Source organism: Levilactobacillus andaensis, assembly GCF_016861695.1.
Lineage (GTDB): Bacteria > Bacillota > Bacilli > Lactobacillales > Lactobacillaceae > Levilactobacillus > Levilactobacillus andaensis.
The window spans coordinates 1-15,967 of the sequence record NZ_BOLP01000007.1; the positions used below are offsets into that span (position 1 = coordinate 1).

Consider the following 15,967-nt stretch of genomic DNA (forward strand, 5'->3'; position numbering starts at 1 on the left):
GGTTTGATACCAAGTATCAAACCGCCCTACACATATTTGGTTTGTCGAAACAATGTTCAGTTTTCAAAGGTCTACCAGCCATCTGCTCTCGCAGACAACTCAATTATCATATCATTTAATCAATATGATGTCAACAAGAAATTTGATTTAACAACGTTTCTCGTTGATGTGTTGTCGAAACGCGACAACTTAATTAATATAACATTTTGTCATCATCGCTGTCAACAACTAATTTCAATCTTTCGAATTGGTCTAGTTGGTGAATCGCCGTGACAACGTATATAACTATACCAACCACAGCCCACCACGTCAACTAAAATCAGCGAAAAATGTAAACTATTTTCAAAGACGAATGGCAACTATGAAAACAAGAAAAAACGGCCGAGTTAACCGGTCGTTTGGCCAGGGCACGCCTGGAGATAGTTCGTTTCACAACTCACTTCATTTTCAACGCTGGGACCACGCCGACTAAAAAGACGGCTGCAACCACACCATTGACCACCGCACAAATCAAAAACAGTAGTGAAAACGATGTAAATTGCGCAATGACCATCCCGCCGATCACTGGGCCCAACGCTTTCCCTAATGAGGAAAAGGCATTGACCAATCCCTGATAGCGGCCCTCATTTCCTACCGTATACAAATTGATCAGGGCCGGGACTCCCGGAACGTAGACCGCCTCCCCTACCGTAAGCAAGGTCATCGCGGCAAATAAGACGCCCACACCAGAAGCACTAGTTAATAGAAGAAACGAGCCACCAATTGCCACCAAGCCGCCTAGAATTTGCCAAGGTAACACCTTGCTACGACTGACTTTAGCCATCAACGCTTGGACGACAATTAGGAGGATCCCGTTGTACACCCATAGGTAACTGTATAACTTGATGCCCAGCCCCTCATTTTGAATGTAAACCGACACGTTACTCATCCATTGGGCATAGGTGATCCACATGAAAGCCAGGCTCAATAGAATAATAATCAAGCTGACCCGTGAGAGCTTTCCCCGAACATCTGGCACGGCCGTCGCGGACGAACTCGCCGCTCGTGCCGTTTGTCCAGCCGACTGCCGTTCGAAACTGCCAGCACGCCACCCCCACAGAATGGCCGCCAGAACATAGCAGCTCAGTAGCAACGCAAAGATCGGTTTCAGACTATTATGGTAGAGAACACCAATACTAGCCGTTCCCACAACCAACCCGACGTTAATGAATATGTATAGTAGATTAAATAAGCGACCGTCCAAATGACTCAGCTGGGCGGTCATCGCCGTGATCAGTGTCAGCATGCCCCCGGTCAGCAGGCCGAAGACAATCAGGACTAGCGGATAGGCAATGATGCCATTCCAAAAGAAACCAACGACCGCATCACCAATCAATCCGAGTAGCATGCCGACCCCCACGGCCCGAGCGGAGTAATGATCCGTCAGCACGCCGCCGAGATACCCCCCTAACACGTTACACCCGGAGTATGCCGCCAGGATGATCCCGCTTTGCACCAGATTTAAATGCAGGTCGCCATGGAGGTAGATCGTCGTGAGTGGCCACATGACACTATAGGCGGTATTCACCAAAAACCCTAATAGAAGTAACGGCCACATTTTTCGCATCAATTTTAACATGACTCTATATACTGCCCCCTCTTATCTGACTAGTTGTGCTAAGTCTATCATGTTTCCCCGGGGCCTCGAAAGGGTGGATGGGAAATCTATCTGCCCATTTTAGCCGAAATTAGTAAAATCGAAATCGCCGCCATTTTGTAAGCGTCTTCATTCAATCAATCCCCCTTTATGGCTTGCTAATTACGCCAAAATCAACTAAATTTAAGGGAGGTCTGGATTCATTGAACTTTTGAATCAATACTTAATAGGAGGACACAACATGGGTAACAGCAAGAACAATAATGCCACGCCGACCGATCTGAATGATCAAATGCAGGTTCGTCGGGACAAAATGAACAATCTACAAGAACAGGGCATCGCGCCTTTCGGTCACCGCTTCGACAGAACTGACGACAGTAAGTCGCTCAAGGAAAAATACGACAAGTACGACAAAGAAGAGTTGATGGAAGACAAACATTACGTTGCTGTTGCGGGTCGGATTACCGGTAAGCGTGGTAGCGGCAAGGCCGGCTTCATCGATTTACTCGATAGAACTGGTGTCGTCCAAGGCTACGCGCGTCAAGACGAACTGGGCGAAGACAAGTACGCCCTTTACAAGACGCTCGACTTAGGGGACTTCATTGGTGCCAAGGGTTACGTCATCAAGACGAACACCGGTGCCTTGACCCTGCGTTTCACTGACTTCGAATTCTTATCTAAGGCTTTACGGCCATTACCAGACAAGTACCATGGTCTGACGAACCCTGAAACTATCTATCGTCAACGGTACCTGGACTTGATTGCCAACCAAGATAGCTTTGACCGTTTCATCAAGGTGACGCAGATCAAGAAGGCTATCCGCGAATACTTGGACAGCGAAGGCTACTTGGAAGTTGATACCCCTGTCTTACAGACGGAGGCCGGTGGGGCCGAAGCACGGCCATTTGTCACCCACTCCAACGCCTTTGACATTCCGTTATACCTGCGGATCGCCACGGAACTTTACCTGAAGCGCCTGATCGTCGGCGGGATGGAAAAGGTCTACGAATTGGGCAAGGACTTCCGGAACGAAGGGACCGACTTACGGCACAACCCTGAATTCAACATGGTCGAAGTCTATACCGCTTACGCTGACTACACGGACGTGATGGACTTAACTGAAAACATCTTCCGTTTCGTAGCCAACAAGGTTAACGGTTCTGGCCAAGTTTCCTACCAAGGCAAGACCATCGACCTGGATTCCGAATTCAAACGGGTCCACATGGTTGACGCCGTTAAGGATGCTACTGGCATCGACTTCTGGCAACCAATGTCTGACGACGACGCTAAGAAATTAGCTGCAGAAAACGGCATTCACTGCGAACCTTACTGGAAGGTCGGCCACATCATCAACGCCTTCTTCGAAGAAAAGGTTCAAGATAACCTGGTTAACCCAACGTTTATCTACGGCCACCCCGTTGAAATTTCACCATTAGCAAAGAAGAACCCGAAGGACCCTCGTTTCACCGACCGGTTCGAACTTTACATCGATGGTAACGAATACGGTAACGCCTTTACTGAATTAAACGACCCAATCGACCAAAAGCAACGTTTCGAAAGCCAAGACGCAGAACGCGCCGCTGGTAACGAAGAAGCTCACGGGATCGACAATGATTACATTGAGGCCATGGAATATGGGATGCCGCCTACTGGTGGTCTGGGTATCGGGATCGACCGGATGACGATGTTGCTGACCGATGCAGCTTCCATCCGCGACGTGATGCTGTTCCCAACCATGCGGCCCAACGATTAATCACGAAAAGGGGCAATTGAATGAGAGCAAACCAGCTGATTGCGTTGCTGCAGGAGCATAACCTGTTCCTGAGCACCACGCTAAATTCAGACGACGTCGACTTTGCATCGTTAGCGTACGATTCTCGCAAGGTCAGCGCCAACGGCCTCTTCGTCTGCAAGGGCTTCAATTTCTCAGTCGACTACTTACAGTCGGCCATCAGCAACGGGGCCATTGCCTACTTGGCTGAAAAGGACTACGGCGTTGACGTGCCGGTCATCTTAGTGACTGACGTGCGTAAGGCGTTGTCCTTAGCTGCCCAATTGTACTTTGGCTTCCCGCAAAACGACTTATTTGTGATTGGCTACACCGGCACGAAGGGCAAGACGACGTCGACGTACCTGACGACGAACATTCTGAGTCGCACCTACCCGCAGCAAGTGGCGATGTTCTCGACCATTAATCACATCATCGGCCCCAAGCCGGAGGACCAATACCGCGCCCATTTGACGACGGCAGAATCCTTTGACCTCTTCCATGAAATGCGCCAGGCGGTCAACAACGGCCAAAAGGTGCTGGTCATGGAAGTGGCTTCGCAGGCTTACCTGCTGGACCGGGTGTACGGCTTGACGTTTGACGTTGGAATCTTCCTCAACATCTCGCCCGACCACATTGGGGTCAATGAACACCCGAACTTCGCCAACTACCTCTTCTGCAAAATGCAGTTGATGCTCAACTCACGGGCTTGTATCGTGGACGCGGACATGGACCATTTTGAAGACGTCTACGCGGCGGCGAAGGTTTCAACGGCACCGGAAAACATCTTCACTTACGGTTTCAATCAGGATGCAGCAACGCTCTCGATCACCAGCAGTGAAGCGACGTTGACGGATAGCCAATTTGGCTTGACGGTCCATTCGGAAGATGACCGGTTAGCTGAACTGGCAACGTCCTACAGCGTTTCCGTGCCCGGCGACTTCAACCAGAGCAATGCGACGGCGGCCATTCTGGCTAGTCGCTTGGCTGGCGCGTCCGTGGCGGACATGCAGGCCGGGCTGGCAAACACCAGCATTCCCGGTCGGATGGAATCGATGACCACTAAGCATCATGGGACGATCTACATCGATTACGCTCACGACTGGGGCAGCATGAACGCCCTGTTGAGCTTCCTCCACACCCAATTTCCGGATCACCACATTACGGCGGTGCTCGGTAGCACTGGGGATAAAGGGGAAGACCGGCGTGAAGGCTTCGCCAAGGCGTTGAACGATTACGCTGATACGGCATTCCTGACGACGGACGATCCGGGTCACGAAGACCCGATCGCCATCGCAAAGGAAATTGACAGTCACATTGACCACGACAAGGTCAGCGTGACCATCATTCCCCGGCGTGAGGATGCCATCCAACACGCCATTGCCAGTGCCACCAACGACGATTTGGTCGTTCTGGCCGGCAAGGGTGAAGATGCTTATCAAAAAATCAACGGGGTCGACACCCCCTACCCGTCCGATCCAGTCGTGGCCCAAGAGGTCATCGACGGTTTGGCGGATGAAAATTAAAATTAGTGCTTAAAAAGCGTTACGTGTGGGAGTTGATCCCGTACGTAACGCTTTTTTAGTGTAATTTTGGCTGAACTCAATAATCATGTTAAAACAAATACGCTAGTGTCAGTTGCCAGATATGACACGCCGACTTATAGTGTGGACTCCCAATGATAAACTCAGCTCGTTTACCATTGGAAAGTTCAATCGAAGCCGGAGGAGGCCAGGGATGCAGCCAGCCGTGGTAATCCTGTTAGCTGGCCGTTGGCTAGCTAACAGGATGGGCGACTTTGAAGACACGTGTTTTTCGTGGCTTCAAAGCGAGTCGGAGGACCGCCCCTCAGTCCGGAGCGTCCCCACAGCAGGCGGAATCCCTGGCAGCCGTAGTGCGACCAGCTCAGGCCACGTTATTTTTAACGCCGACGCCGTTTCCGCCGCTTCTTTTGGCTGTATTTGATCTGCTTGATGTGTTTCTTGTGTGTCAACTGACGGTCGGCCGTGAAGAGTTCGCGGCTTTCCGTTGGGTGGGCGCGTAGATAGTCTTGCGTGAAGGCGTCGACGGCATCGTGGTCGTCAGCATCGACATTGGCCCGTTGCATGGCCGTGGTCAGGTCTTCAAAGAAGTTCTCCAGCTTAGGGTCATACATGGTCACCAACGCGGTGTGATGTGACCCGACCCAGTCTTGTAGTTCGGTCGCGTGCGTCAACTTGCTTTGAGCAGCCAAGTAGTCGAACAAGGTGGTCAGCGCGAACGGAACCAGATTGAAGAGAGCCGGTACGCGGTCTGCCTCATCCAGCAAATGGGTGAAGGGCCCAAACATGATTTCATTTAATGTTTTAACGTCCCAATCACTCGGTTGGAGATGCTTGCCGGTAATCATCAGTTCGGCCGTCGTGTGGACGATCGTGATGAAGTGCTGGAGATCAGTTTGACTGAGATTGGCCACATCCGGCTGCGCCACCATGGCTTCCACCCAGTCCTCGACGAGTGCGACAACGCCTTCGTAGGCCTGTTGTTCGCCGGCCGCGTCGCCATGCTTTTCGACCAATTCTGGCCGCGCTGCCTTTAATGCGGCTTCTAAATCGGCAAGGTTAGCCAACTTTTGGGCCTTAAAATAGGCCGCCAAAACGGGAACGACCGCCACAAAGTACAGGTGTGGTTGGTCGACCATGGTTGGCAAGGCCGCCAGAGTGCCGGCGACTTGCTGCGGCGTCCAGCTCCCCTTTGCTAATTTGACCGTTTCACGGACGCGTTGCACATCGTCAAGGATGGCCGCCGCATATTTTTGTTGATTAGCTGACAACCGGGCCAACCGCTGCGGCGTTAAAAATTCCGCCGGGGTCATTGGTTCAGCCGTTGAATCTGTTCGTTCCATAACTCGATTCCCCTATTCTTTAACCTATCCTCCATTATAATAGAAGATTCGCAGAATGGAAAATCTGGTTTGGAAATACCGGCGATAACTCTTCCGACCAAAAAGGAACCCACCATTTTTTAATGATGCGTTCCCTTCGACTTACTGGCCGCCAGATATGGACTGGAACTGTGCGAAATCTCCGACGGTCAGAGTGCAACCCATTCAGCGCTACCAGTCTTTCAATTTCTAGCTCCCAGCACCACTAGTCGTTACCGACTTCAATGCCGCTTGCTTCGCCTCATCATCCAGCTCACTCGACTGGTTGATCATCGCTTCGACGCTACCCGCCTGTGCGAGTTGCTTCTTATACCGCCAGGTCACAAAGGTAAATCCGGCAATAATCGTCATGATCGGATTGATGTAGGTATAGAATGCCATTGGAATGTACTGCAAGGCGTCGACATTTAACGTTCCCGAGAAGAAGATTCCGCTGACTCCCCAGGGAACTAAGGCGTTAATATCGGCCCCACCGGTCGCCAAGGTTCGCGACAAGTATTTTCGATCTAATCCCAATCGATCGTAAGATGACTTGAACGTTGTCCCCGGTAAAATGATCGAGAGGTATTGTTCCCCGACCATCAGGTTGACCCCCATCCCACTGAGTTCGGTGAAGAGAATCAATTTGCCCGGCTTGTTCACGTACGGCTTGATGCTGTCGATCAACGTGTGGACCACGCCAAATTTGATCAACAAGCCGCCCAACGCTAGGGCCACGATAATCAACGAGACCGATCCCAGCATGTTATTGATGCCCCCGCCGCTCATTAACTCGTTTACGGTGGTCGAAGGCGTCTTGGCAATATTGCCCATCATCAAGAGATTGCTGATCTTGGTCACCCCGTAGGACGGATCACGGACAATGACTAGCAGTAATGCCGTGATGGAGCCCAACAGAAGCGACGGAATCGCTGGTACCTGGCGCCAAGCCAACAACAGTAACACCAGAATCGGCAATAGCGACCAGCCCGAAACCGCAAAGGACTGCTCCAGGCTGCTTGAGATCGATTGAATCTGGCTCAAGTTAGCCGTTTTGGCCGTGCTTCCCATGACAAAATACAAGCCTAGCGCAATGATTGCCGAGGGCACAATTGTTCCTGCCATGGTTAAGAGGTGCCGGTAAAGATTAACCTTGGTTAACCCCGTCGTCAAATTGGACGTATCCGATAACGGTGATAAGTTGTTTCCCAACAGTGCGCCGGAAACGATGGCCCCACCCGTTAACGCATCGGAAAACCCCAGAATGTGGCCGATGCCCATAAAGGCGATGCCCATCGTGGACACCGTGGTAAATGAACTGCCCACCGTGATGCCGACCAAGCCACAGATAATGAAGACCGTCGGCAGGAAGAATTTCACGGAGAGAATCTTGAAGCCAATGACCATGATTGTGGCGATGGTTCCGGACGCTAACCAACTGGAAACCAATAAGCCAATCATCAGAAATATTAATATAGGAATAATGCCGGGTTTAATCCCTTCAGTAATCCCATCGAATATCTGCTCCCAAGAAACCTTGCGAAAATGGCCGTAAAACATGAGCAACGTAAACACAAACAAAATTGGAATCTGGGGCGACATCTTCATCCCAATTATCATGGTCCCCAGAATAAGAAACATGATCACCATAATAATTAAGGACTCTATGAGTGAGAAATGATTGTCCGTTTTCTTTTTTTCTTCCATAATAGAACACCCCTTTAAGCCAAAAAGGGCTTACCAACAAGTAAGCCCTTTTCACCGAGTCAAAGATTTTATTTGTCGAGTGCTAAATCTGTGTTTACCTGGTCGATCCATTCGGCGTTCTTATTCTTATCAATAATCAGCGGAATGACGAAGAGGACAGCGGTAATGATGACCACGAAGATTGCCTGCATGGTATTACTTGCAACCAAGGTTGCGGCGATGATGACCACGATACCAAAGAGTAACAGGAAGGCCACGAAGTAAGCCATCGCATTCCCCGTTTTCCCTAAGCGGTATGGGCGTTCGATGTCCGGTTGCGTTTGCCGTAAGCGAATGATCGCAATCGCAATCAAGATGTAGACGATTGCGTAGATCACCGTGGTGGCGTTGGTCAGCGTTAAGAAGACCCCGTTCACATTCTTCATGAAGCCGTAAAGTAAGGCGAAGAGTGAGATGCAGATGCTTTGCGTTAAGACCACGTTGCGGGATACCCCGAACTTGTTGGTCTTGTGGTAGCCAAAGCTAGCAGGTAATTGGCCAGCCCGTGCAACTTGCGTCATGGTCTTCGAAGGACCGGTAACCCAAGCGGACAGCTGAATCAGCACACCGATAACGACCATGAAACTAAAGATGTTGGCAATAATTGAAGGCCAACCTAAGATTTGGCACCACAGAACGATTGGTTGAGTGATGTTTGACAATTGAATTTTGCCATTTGGCACCACGTTAGCGACCAGGATGGAATTCATGATGTTCATCAGAACTAATCCGATCAAGGCAACAAAGATTCCCCGCGTGTAGGTCTTCTTGGCGTCATGCAGCCGTGGAATGAAGACAGAGGACATTTCCAACCCAGTGTAAACGAAGGAAATGGCGGCGAAGTATTGTAACGATTGCAGGTTGTCTAGACTTGGCATTAATTTGCCCCAAGTGAAGGTCCCCAGGTAACCGTTCGGGTTGATCCCGGTCTTGACCATGGCGGCAACCCCCATGATCAACATGATGACGATTGGAATGTAAACACCGAGCCAAACCCCGATGTTTCCCCCAACTTTTGCCATATCGAACCGCAAGTTCAGGACGGTAATGATCCAGTAAAAGCCTAAGATATTAGCGAGAATGAACCAGTGGTTATTCCCTAAAGCGACGTTCCCAAAGACGTTCCCCCACAGCGGACCAATCGTTGAGGCCACCATGACCATTCCTGGGAAGATTTGTACCCAGAGTAGCCAGGCGGTCACAAATCCCCATTTTTCCCCTAATGCTGACTTGACCCATAACTGCGGCCCACCTTCAGCTTGCATCATGGTTCCCAATTCACCGGAAATCAGGGCAACTGGTAAAGCGAAGAAGACGACGGCAAAGACCATGTAGGTGATTTGCGTCCAACCAGTTGCGGCAACTGAAGGAATCGAACGTACTGTGGCACACAGGGCCATCGTCATCCCAATAAATGTGCCGAGACTAAGTTTTTTAGCCTGATTATCCATGTTCGCGCTTCCCTTCAAGTAGAAATAAGATACTTATAATAGCAGTAGGCCATTACCCCGAATGACCTACGGTGAAACGATATCAGTATGTGTTAAGCGTTTTGATTCTGTTTTGCGGTTTCGTAGACCTTTTCAAGATCAGCTTGAATGGCCTTCTTGATTTCAGGTGCGAAGTAATCGAAGTTTTCTTTCCGGTTCATGTAAGGCGTCATAACTGAGGCCCGGATGATCGTTACCTTTTCGGCGCGGCGCCATTCTGCTTCGCTAAAGCCTAAGCTTTCAACGAATTGCAGTGGACTGTCACCGTAGTCAGGAATGGCAAAGTCGGTATGAGAGACAATGTATTCCTTGCCGTAAAGGGAGCCCTTAACATACGAAGCTTGTTCGTAGAAGGCATGGTTCAACTGGTTCATTTCAACCAAGTTATCGTTACCGTCTTCCTTCAGCACGTAATCAACCATGTTGAAGTCAGGGGAAACCAGTGGGTGAACGGAAATCTTCTTGCCTGCAACTTCAAACTTCAAGTCCTTCAGGAAGTCGTAGTAACGGTGAGCACCTTCAATGGAGGCTCCTTCAAGTTTCCCGTAGCCAGTCACGTTCAGTGGTAAGGTGTGGTGGGCAGCCCAAACGGAAGCGGCGGTAGCACCGGCCTTGGAACCTTCGAGAATGTAAGCCCCCAGCAAGGCAGGAATGTCAGCACCCTTTTCGAAGACGTAGGTCGCGAAGTAAGAAATCGTGTCACGCATCCGAATGTCTTGGATAACGATCCCACCAGCAGAGTAAGGCACATAGCCCATCTTGTGAGGGTCGATGGTGATTGATTCTGCTTCATCAAAGGCCTTATACGCTGAGTAAACTTCTGGTTTGATCAATTCTTTATCTTCAGTGAAGACGTGGTTTTCGGCGTGAACCCGTTGTAAGTCCTTGTATGGAATGAACTTGTCATTTTCATCAAGGAACAGTGCCCGAGCGTAGCCACCGTAAGCGGCGTCGACGTGGAGGTAGAAGTAGATACCTTCTTCTTTGTACAGTTTCTTCCGCAGTTCAACCATCTTGTCGATACCATCAACGGCACCTTCTTCGGTTGAGCCAGCTACCCCAACGACCCCAAGAATTGGTGTCTTTTCAGCAGCAAATTTACGGATGATGTCTTCCAAAGCGTCGATGTCCATCCGGTAGTTACTGTCGATTGGCACAGGAACCACTTGGTCAAGGCCAATCCCGATAATGTCGGCGGCCTTCATCCAGGAGTAGTGCTTGGTTTGTGGGACTAACCATTTGCCCAAGCGTTGCAGGTTCTTCCCGCTACGAGCGGAACGCTTCTTCACTTCGTCGATCTCGGTCCCGGCATTTTCAAGCAGGTCCATGATGTCCTTGGTTGGCATGTTCAGTAATTCCCAGTCTGACTTGCCGGCTACCAATTCGGGATTAACTTCTTGCATCGCGAATGGTAATGACTTGATGTTCCGGGCGTACCAGAGACCTTCCAAGTTTGCCAATGAGCCGTCGGCAACGATGTGGCCCCAACCGTAGTCATAACCCATCATGCGGGCAAATTCTTGACCAACTTCTTCTTCCATTTGAGAAGTTGCTGGTGAAGATTCGTAGGCAACGTTGTTTCCGTTCCATAACATAGCGTAGTTGTAAGCCAACAGCGCTGGCATTAAGGTTTCGGAGTTCATGTGGCCCCAGTAGCGACCGGCTGAATGCCAAGGAACTGATTCCGTCCGGATCCGTTCTGACAATTGGTTCAGCACCGTCTTCATGTGGTTGACCGTCTTTTCAAACTCTGGTGATGATTGATCATCGGGCCCAATCATGTTGGGATCTGATGGTATGTAATTTTTCCGCCAGCCTAAATGTTCATCGACCAACTTGTTCAGCATATCCTTGTATAACTGACCGTTTTCCGCCTTATCCCCGATAAACAAAGCGTTCAAGTCTAAATCCTTAAGTGAGTTCGTATTCTTTTCCATGTCACTTACCTCCTACAGGTTTATTTATCCTTGCTCACCCAAGAGAATACGCTTTCATTTGTACCCTGTAAAGGGTCTTTTGTTAAAATTAGAACAAGCAGATGGCCGTTTATCGGTTTATGAGCACCTGCACAGAATAAAAAGCGGGTCCGATATGCACTATCGGACCCGCTAACGGGTATCACATTAGAAAAAATTAATTTTAGTCTAATTTTCTACTTTGGCGAGGAAGTAGTTCTTCTTCCCCCGGCGGATAACCATGAACTTACCGGAGAAGTTGTCTTTAGGATCGAGTTCGGCATCAGTATCCGTCACACGTTCACCGTTAACGGTGATGGCGCCGTTCTCAATGTCTTCGCGTGCCTGCCGCCGTGAGGGTTCGATGGCCGTCGTGTCGGTCAGCAACGTGACAATGTTTTCTGGCTTGGCGCTGATTGAGACGTTCGGTACCTTTTCAAAGGCTTCTTGAACTTCTGCCAGGGTCAGCTTTTGAATGTCACCGGAGAACAGAATTTCGGAAATGTTTTGAGCGGACTCCAAAGCCTCTTCGCCGTGAACAAACCGGGTCACTTCTTCGGCCAACCGCCGTTGCGCTAGCCGCTTGGCGGGTTCGTTCTCAACGCTGTCCTCTAAGCCGTTGATTTCGTCTTGGCTCAAGAACGTAAAGAACTTGAGGTAGCGAATCACGTCACGATCATCCTGGTTTAACCAGAATTGGTAGAACTCGTAAGGCGAGGTCTTTTCGGGATCGAGCCAGATGGCGCCACCGGCCGTCTTCCCAAACTTGGTCCCGTCGGCCTTAAGCATCAGCGGAATGGTCAGCCCATAAACTTCTTCATCGGAACCCTTGATCTTGTGAATCAAATCAATCCCGGCGGTAATGTTGCCCCATTGGTCGGCCCCACCAATTTGCAGTTGAATGTTGTGCTCGTTGTGGAGCGTCAAGAAGTCAACGGATTGGAGGATTTGGTACGTAAATTCCGTAAAGGAAATCCCCGTATCCAGTCGACTAGCGACGATATCCTTAGCCAACATCGAGTTGATGTTCACTAATTTCCCGTAATCTCTCAAGAAATCTAAGAGGGAAATCTTGGATAACCAATCGTAGTTGTTGACCATGGTCACGTTGGAATCCCCACCGAACAGGCGATGCATCTGCCGCGATAACGCCTGCACGTTGTGTTGAACCTTATCCATGGTTTGAAGTTGCCGTTCGGTCTTCCGCCCACTGGGGTCACCGATACTCCCCGTGGCGCCACCGATCAGGATGTATGGATGATGACCAGCTAGTTCAAAGCGTTTCATCATCATAAATGGAATCAAATGCCCGATATGCATACTATCCCCGGTCGGGTCGACCCCACAGTACAACGAAATTTTCTTTTCCGTTGTTAACTTTTTCAAGCCTTCAGCATCCGTCTGCTGGTTGATCGCACCACGCCAAGTTAACTCATCAATAATATTCATTAGCTTGTTCCCCTTTCACTGTACCCAATTTTTTTGACAGGTCGTTCGTGATGAAAATGAATTCGACCTAAACAACCAAAAGATAGCTAACCATGAAAGCGTTGTCAAGTGAAGGGGAGCGGATAAGTCGCCTTATTCAGCGAATTCTGGTGTGGTGAAATAACTTCATCTCATTAGAGGTCCCGAATATTAGGGTCCCTGCGGATACTTGCAAATTGTTTTGCTTCGATCTCGGTTTCACCCGTCACGACTTCCATTCCTTTTCGGGTAACGACTAACTGCTTCCCAAATTTACGAATGGTCCCTACTGGAAAACGTTCGGGACTCTTCCGGTAAACTTGGCGAACATAATCATCCGCCTTCATCCAGCGCTTGGCTGCTTCCATTGACGACATAATGTCGCGATCCCTTAAATCAATCATACTAATTCCTCCAACTAAATCTTTAATATTGACTAGTATATTCTATAATAATGTCCTATGTAAATTCTAATTAACTATTACAAAAAACGCCATATGGGGTAATTTCCATATGACGCCGCTTTGAAGCTATATAATTATAACCACTATCTTTCGCGGAAGTCACTATCCCCACCCCCTCTAATTACGGTTACTAGTTGGACGGCTAAGTGCCACACACCAATAACGATTGCGAGCAGGGACCCCACAATTATTAATAACGGCGTGAGCCCCATACTGGACCACTGGAACATCACTAAAGTTATAATTAATGGTGTAGTAATTAATAACGTAACGGCGAGACTAATCCATTTTACGCGAGTTGGATGCTCTTCCGTTTCATCAAGTGTTGCATCGTGCGTGTTTTGCATATTCATTCCTCCTGACTTATTTTTCCGCATAATTATTCTTTTCCTAATGCGTTAATTTTTCTAATTCACCAATTCGATGACCACAGTTCGTACACTCTAACGTCGCTTCTCCTGAAACCTTCTTAAACACAATATCCCCACACTCTGGGCAATGTAACCGGTCATCCATTAATCCTGCATTCGTATTCTTCATCATCAAATACCTCCGAAAAATTTTATTAGCATCAAAAAAGGCGTCTCTTCTATATCAAAATAGAAGGGACGCCTTAGCGCGGTACCACCCAGCTTCAGAGACTTTCAGCCTCTACACTTTAATCCCTGATAACGTAGGGATACCCCGAAGAAACAACTTCCGTATTTCGTTAAACCTACCCTGCATGGCTTGCACCGACCGCCAATTCTCTGAGCTCCCAGATAGATCACTACTTCGTTTGAAAGATTTCTTATTCGTTTTTTGATGTTGGCTACACTTTAGCATGAATAAAAATGAATTGCAACCCTTAAGATAAATATTTTTATAATTAATCGCAGAATGACAAGTATTAATTAGTAAGCTGAACGGTGTAAATACTAATAACAGCAATAGCGAGACTATTTTCTCATAATTTACCCGGTACCAGGCGAAAAGTTTTAAGAAAATTCAAATCTGCTGGCAATTGCAGGTCAATTTCAAGACAAATCCCGCAAAGTCGGTTATATTAGAGATTCGGACATTATCGGAAAAGGAGAAACTAATAGCATGGCAGAAGAAGTTGTAATTGTTAGCGCGGTCCGGACCCCTATCGGCAAATTTGGCAAGAATTTCCGGTCCGTTTCCGCCGTTCAACTGGGGACCCTCGCTGCGAAGGCCGCCATTGAGCGAAGTGGCCTCGTCCCCGCCATGATTCAACAAACCATCTTTGGCACGGTGCTACAAGCCGGTCAGGGCCAAAACGTTGCTCGCCAAATCGAGCTCAACGCCGGTATCCCCGTCACAAGTACTGCAATGACCGTCAATCAGGTCTGTGGTTCCAGCTTAAAAGCCATTCGCCTCGGTCAAAGCGCTATCCTATTAGGTGACGCTGATGCTGTCTTGGTCGGTGGTACGGAAAGCATGAGTCAGGCTCCCTATTTGAGCCCACAGTCACGTTTTGGCCATAAGTTTGGTGATATGACGCTGGTCGATAGTCTGGCCAAGGACGGCTTGGTAGACGCGTTTAACGACATCCCCATGGGCATCACCGCCGAAAACGTCGCGACGAAATACCACGTTAGCCGTGAGGAACAAGACGCTTTTGCTCTTCGCTCACAACAAAACGCCACGCAGGCCCAGTTGGAACACCGATTTGACGCGGAAATCGTCCCGGTTCCGGTTGGTGACCAGCTGATCACGACAGATGAAGCCGTCCGGACAACAACCTCAGCCGAACAATTGGCAGCGCTCAAGCCCTCATTTAAGCCTGATGGTACGGTCACGGCTGGAAATGCTGCCGGCCTCAACGATGGTGCCGCGGCTATGATCCTCATGCGCAAATCGACGGCTATTGCTGCCAACATCCCATATCTAGCAACGCTTACGGGCTACCAAGAGGCGGGCATTGACCCCGCTATCATGGGCTACGCGCCCGTCTACGCCATTCAAAAGATGCTTGACCGCACGCAGACAACCCTTGCGGACATTGATCGCTTTGAAATTAATGAAGCCTTTGCCGCCCAATCTGTTGCAATTACCCGCGACCTAAAAATACCGACACAGAAATTGAACGTTAACGGCGGTGGTATTGCCCTTGGTCATCCGCTGGGGGCCTCCGGAACGCGGATCGTGGTAACGTTACTGCACGAACTAATGCGCAGTGGTGGTCATCGCGGCCTCGCCACAATGTGCATCGGTGGTGGCATGGGCATTGCGCTCATGCTTGAACGCGATTAGTCCGCAACTACCGGGTCATCTGGTATAATGGCGATAACTAATCTGTGCAAAAGGAAGCGTACGCCATGCTAATGCAAGACTTCGACGTTAAAATCAAACTGATCATTCTAGTCGTTGTTGGCTTTATTGCCTTGGCCAGCACCCTTGGCTATCTGTTTCACCGCGACCACCACTACAGCCGTTACTTTACGGGCGTACTGGTCGTCATGGCCGTCCAGTTATTTATTCTGACTTCGCTATTGTTAATTCATCAGTAAGGGAAAAGCGATTGACTCGTTATGGG

Annotated in this window: 12 protein-coding genes; 4 read left to right on the top strand and 8 right to left on the bottom strand. The window is 49.2% G+C overall.

Going from position 1 to position 15,967, the window contains the following annotated elements:
• Nucleotides 1–436 precede the first annotated feature (436 nt).
• The gene (locus tag JUF10_RS06880) at nt 437–1,618 is read right to left on the bottom strand and encodes an MFS transporter (protein WP_203641486.1); all 1,182 of its coding nucleotides are present in this window, start codon (nt 1,616–1,618) and stop codon (nt 437–439) included.
• A 259-nt stretch (nt 1,619–1,877) separates the two neighbouring features.
• On the opposite strand from JUF10_RS06880, the gene lysS reads away from it, so the two are divergent.
• Both lysS and JUF10_RS06890 read left to right on the top strand, forming a co-directional pair.
• A complete protein-coding gene (gene lysS / locus JUF10_RS06885) occupies nt 1,878–3,389 on the top strand; it encodes a lysine--tRNA ligase (protein ID WP_203641487.1) in 1,512 nt (503 codons plus the stop codon).
• A gap of 20 nt (nt 3,390–3,409) precedes the next feature.
• Nucleotides 3,410–4,930, top strand: a complete 1,521-nt coding sequence (locus JUF10_RS06890; RefSeq protein ID WP_203641488.1) for a UDP-N-acetylmuramoyl-L-alanyl-D-glutamate--2,6-diaminopimelate ligase — start codon at nt 3,410–3,412, stop codon at nt 4,928–4,930.
• A 395-nt stretch (nt 4,931–5,325) separates the two neighbouring features.
• Here the strand turns inward: JUF10_RS06890 and JUF10_RS06895 are convergent, their stop codons facing one another.
• The 7 genes from JUF10_RS06895 to JUF10_RS06925 all read right to left on the bottom strand — a co-directional run bounded on the left by JUF10_RS06895 (nt 5,326) and on the right by JUF10_RS06925 (nt 13,775).
• Complete coding sequence (locus JUF10_RS06895) at nt 5,326–6,288, bottom strand: hypothetical protein (RefSeq protein ID WP_203641489.1); 963 nt, start codon at nt 6,286–6,288, stop codon at nt 5,326–5,328.
• Between the two features lie 228 nt (nt 6,289–6,516).
• Entirely contained in the window at nt 6,517–8,013 is a 1,497-nt protein-coding gene (locus JUF10_RS06900; RefSeq protein WP_203641490.1) for a Na+/H+ antiporter NhaC family protein, read from the bottom strand.
• Between the two features lie 68 nt (nt 8,014–8,081).
• Nucleotides 8,082–9,503 (bottom strand): tyrosine-tyramine antiporter, encoded by a 1,422-nt coding sequence (gene tyrP, locus JUF10_RS06905; RefSeq protein ID WP_203641491.1) that lies wholly within the window; start codon nt 9,501–9,503, stop codon nt 8,082–8,084.
• Between the two features lie 92 nt (nt 9,504–9,595).
• Nucleotides 9,596–11,479 (bottom strand): tyrosine decarboxylase, encoded by a 1,884-nt coding sequence (gene tdc, locus JUF10_RS06910; protein ID WP_203641492.1) that lies wholly within the window; start codon nt 11,477–11,479, stop codon nt 9,596–9,598.
• 207 nt (nt 11,480–11,686) lie between these two features.
• Complete coding sequence (gene tyrS / locus JUF10_RS06915) at nt 11,687–12,946, bottom strand: tyrosine--tRNA ligase (RefSeq protein WP_203641493.1); 1,260 nt, start codon at nt 12,944–12,946, stop codon at nt 11,687–11,689.
• A gap of 173 nt (nt 12,947–13,119) precedes the next feature.
• Complete coding sequence (locus tag JUF10_RS06920; protein ID WP_203641494.1) at nt 13,120–13,368, bottom strand: helix-turn-helix domain-containing protein; 249 nt, start codon at nt 13,366–13,368, stop codon at nt 13,120–13,122.
• Nucleotides 13,369–13,511: 143 nt separating this feature from the next.
• Nucleotides 13,512–13,775: a hypothetical protein gene (locus JUF10_RS06925; RefSeq protein ID WP_203641495.1), complete on the bottom strand. Its 264-nt coding sequence runs from the start codon at nt 13,773–13,775 to the stop codon at nt 13,512–13,514.
• A gap of 739 nt (nt 13,776–14,514) precedes the next feature.
• Between JUF10_RS06925 and JUF10_RS06930 the strand changes: the two genes are divergently transcribed.
• Both JUF10_RS06930 and JUF10_RS06935 read left to right on the top strand, forming a co-directional pair.
• A complete protein-coding gene (locus tag JUF10_RS06930) occupies nt 14,515–15,684 on the top strand; it encodes an acetyl-CoA C-acetyltransferase (protein ID WP_203641496.1) in 1,170 nt (389 codons plus the stop codon).
• Between the two features lie 65 nt (nt 15,685–15,749).
• The gene (locus JUF10_RS06935) at nt 15,750–15,941 is read left to right on the top strand and encodes a hypothetical protein (RefSeq protein ID WP_203641497.1); all 192 of its coding nucleotides are present in this window, start codon (nt 15,750–15,752) and stop codon (nt 15,939–15,941) included.
• Nucleotides 15,942–15,967: the final 26 nt, after the last annotated feature.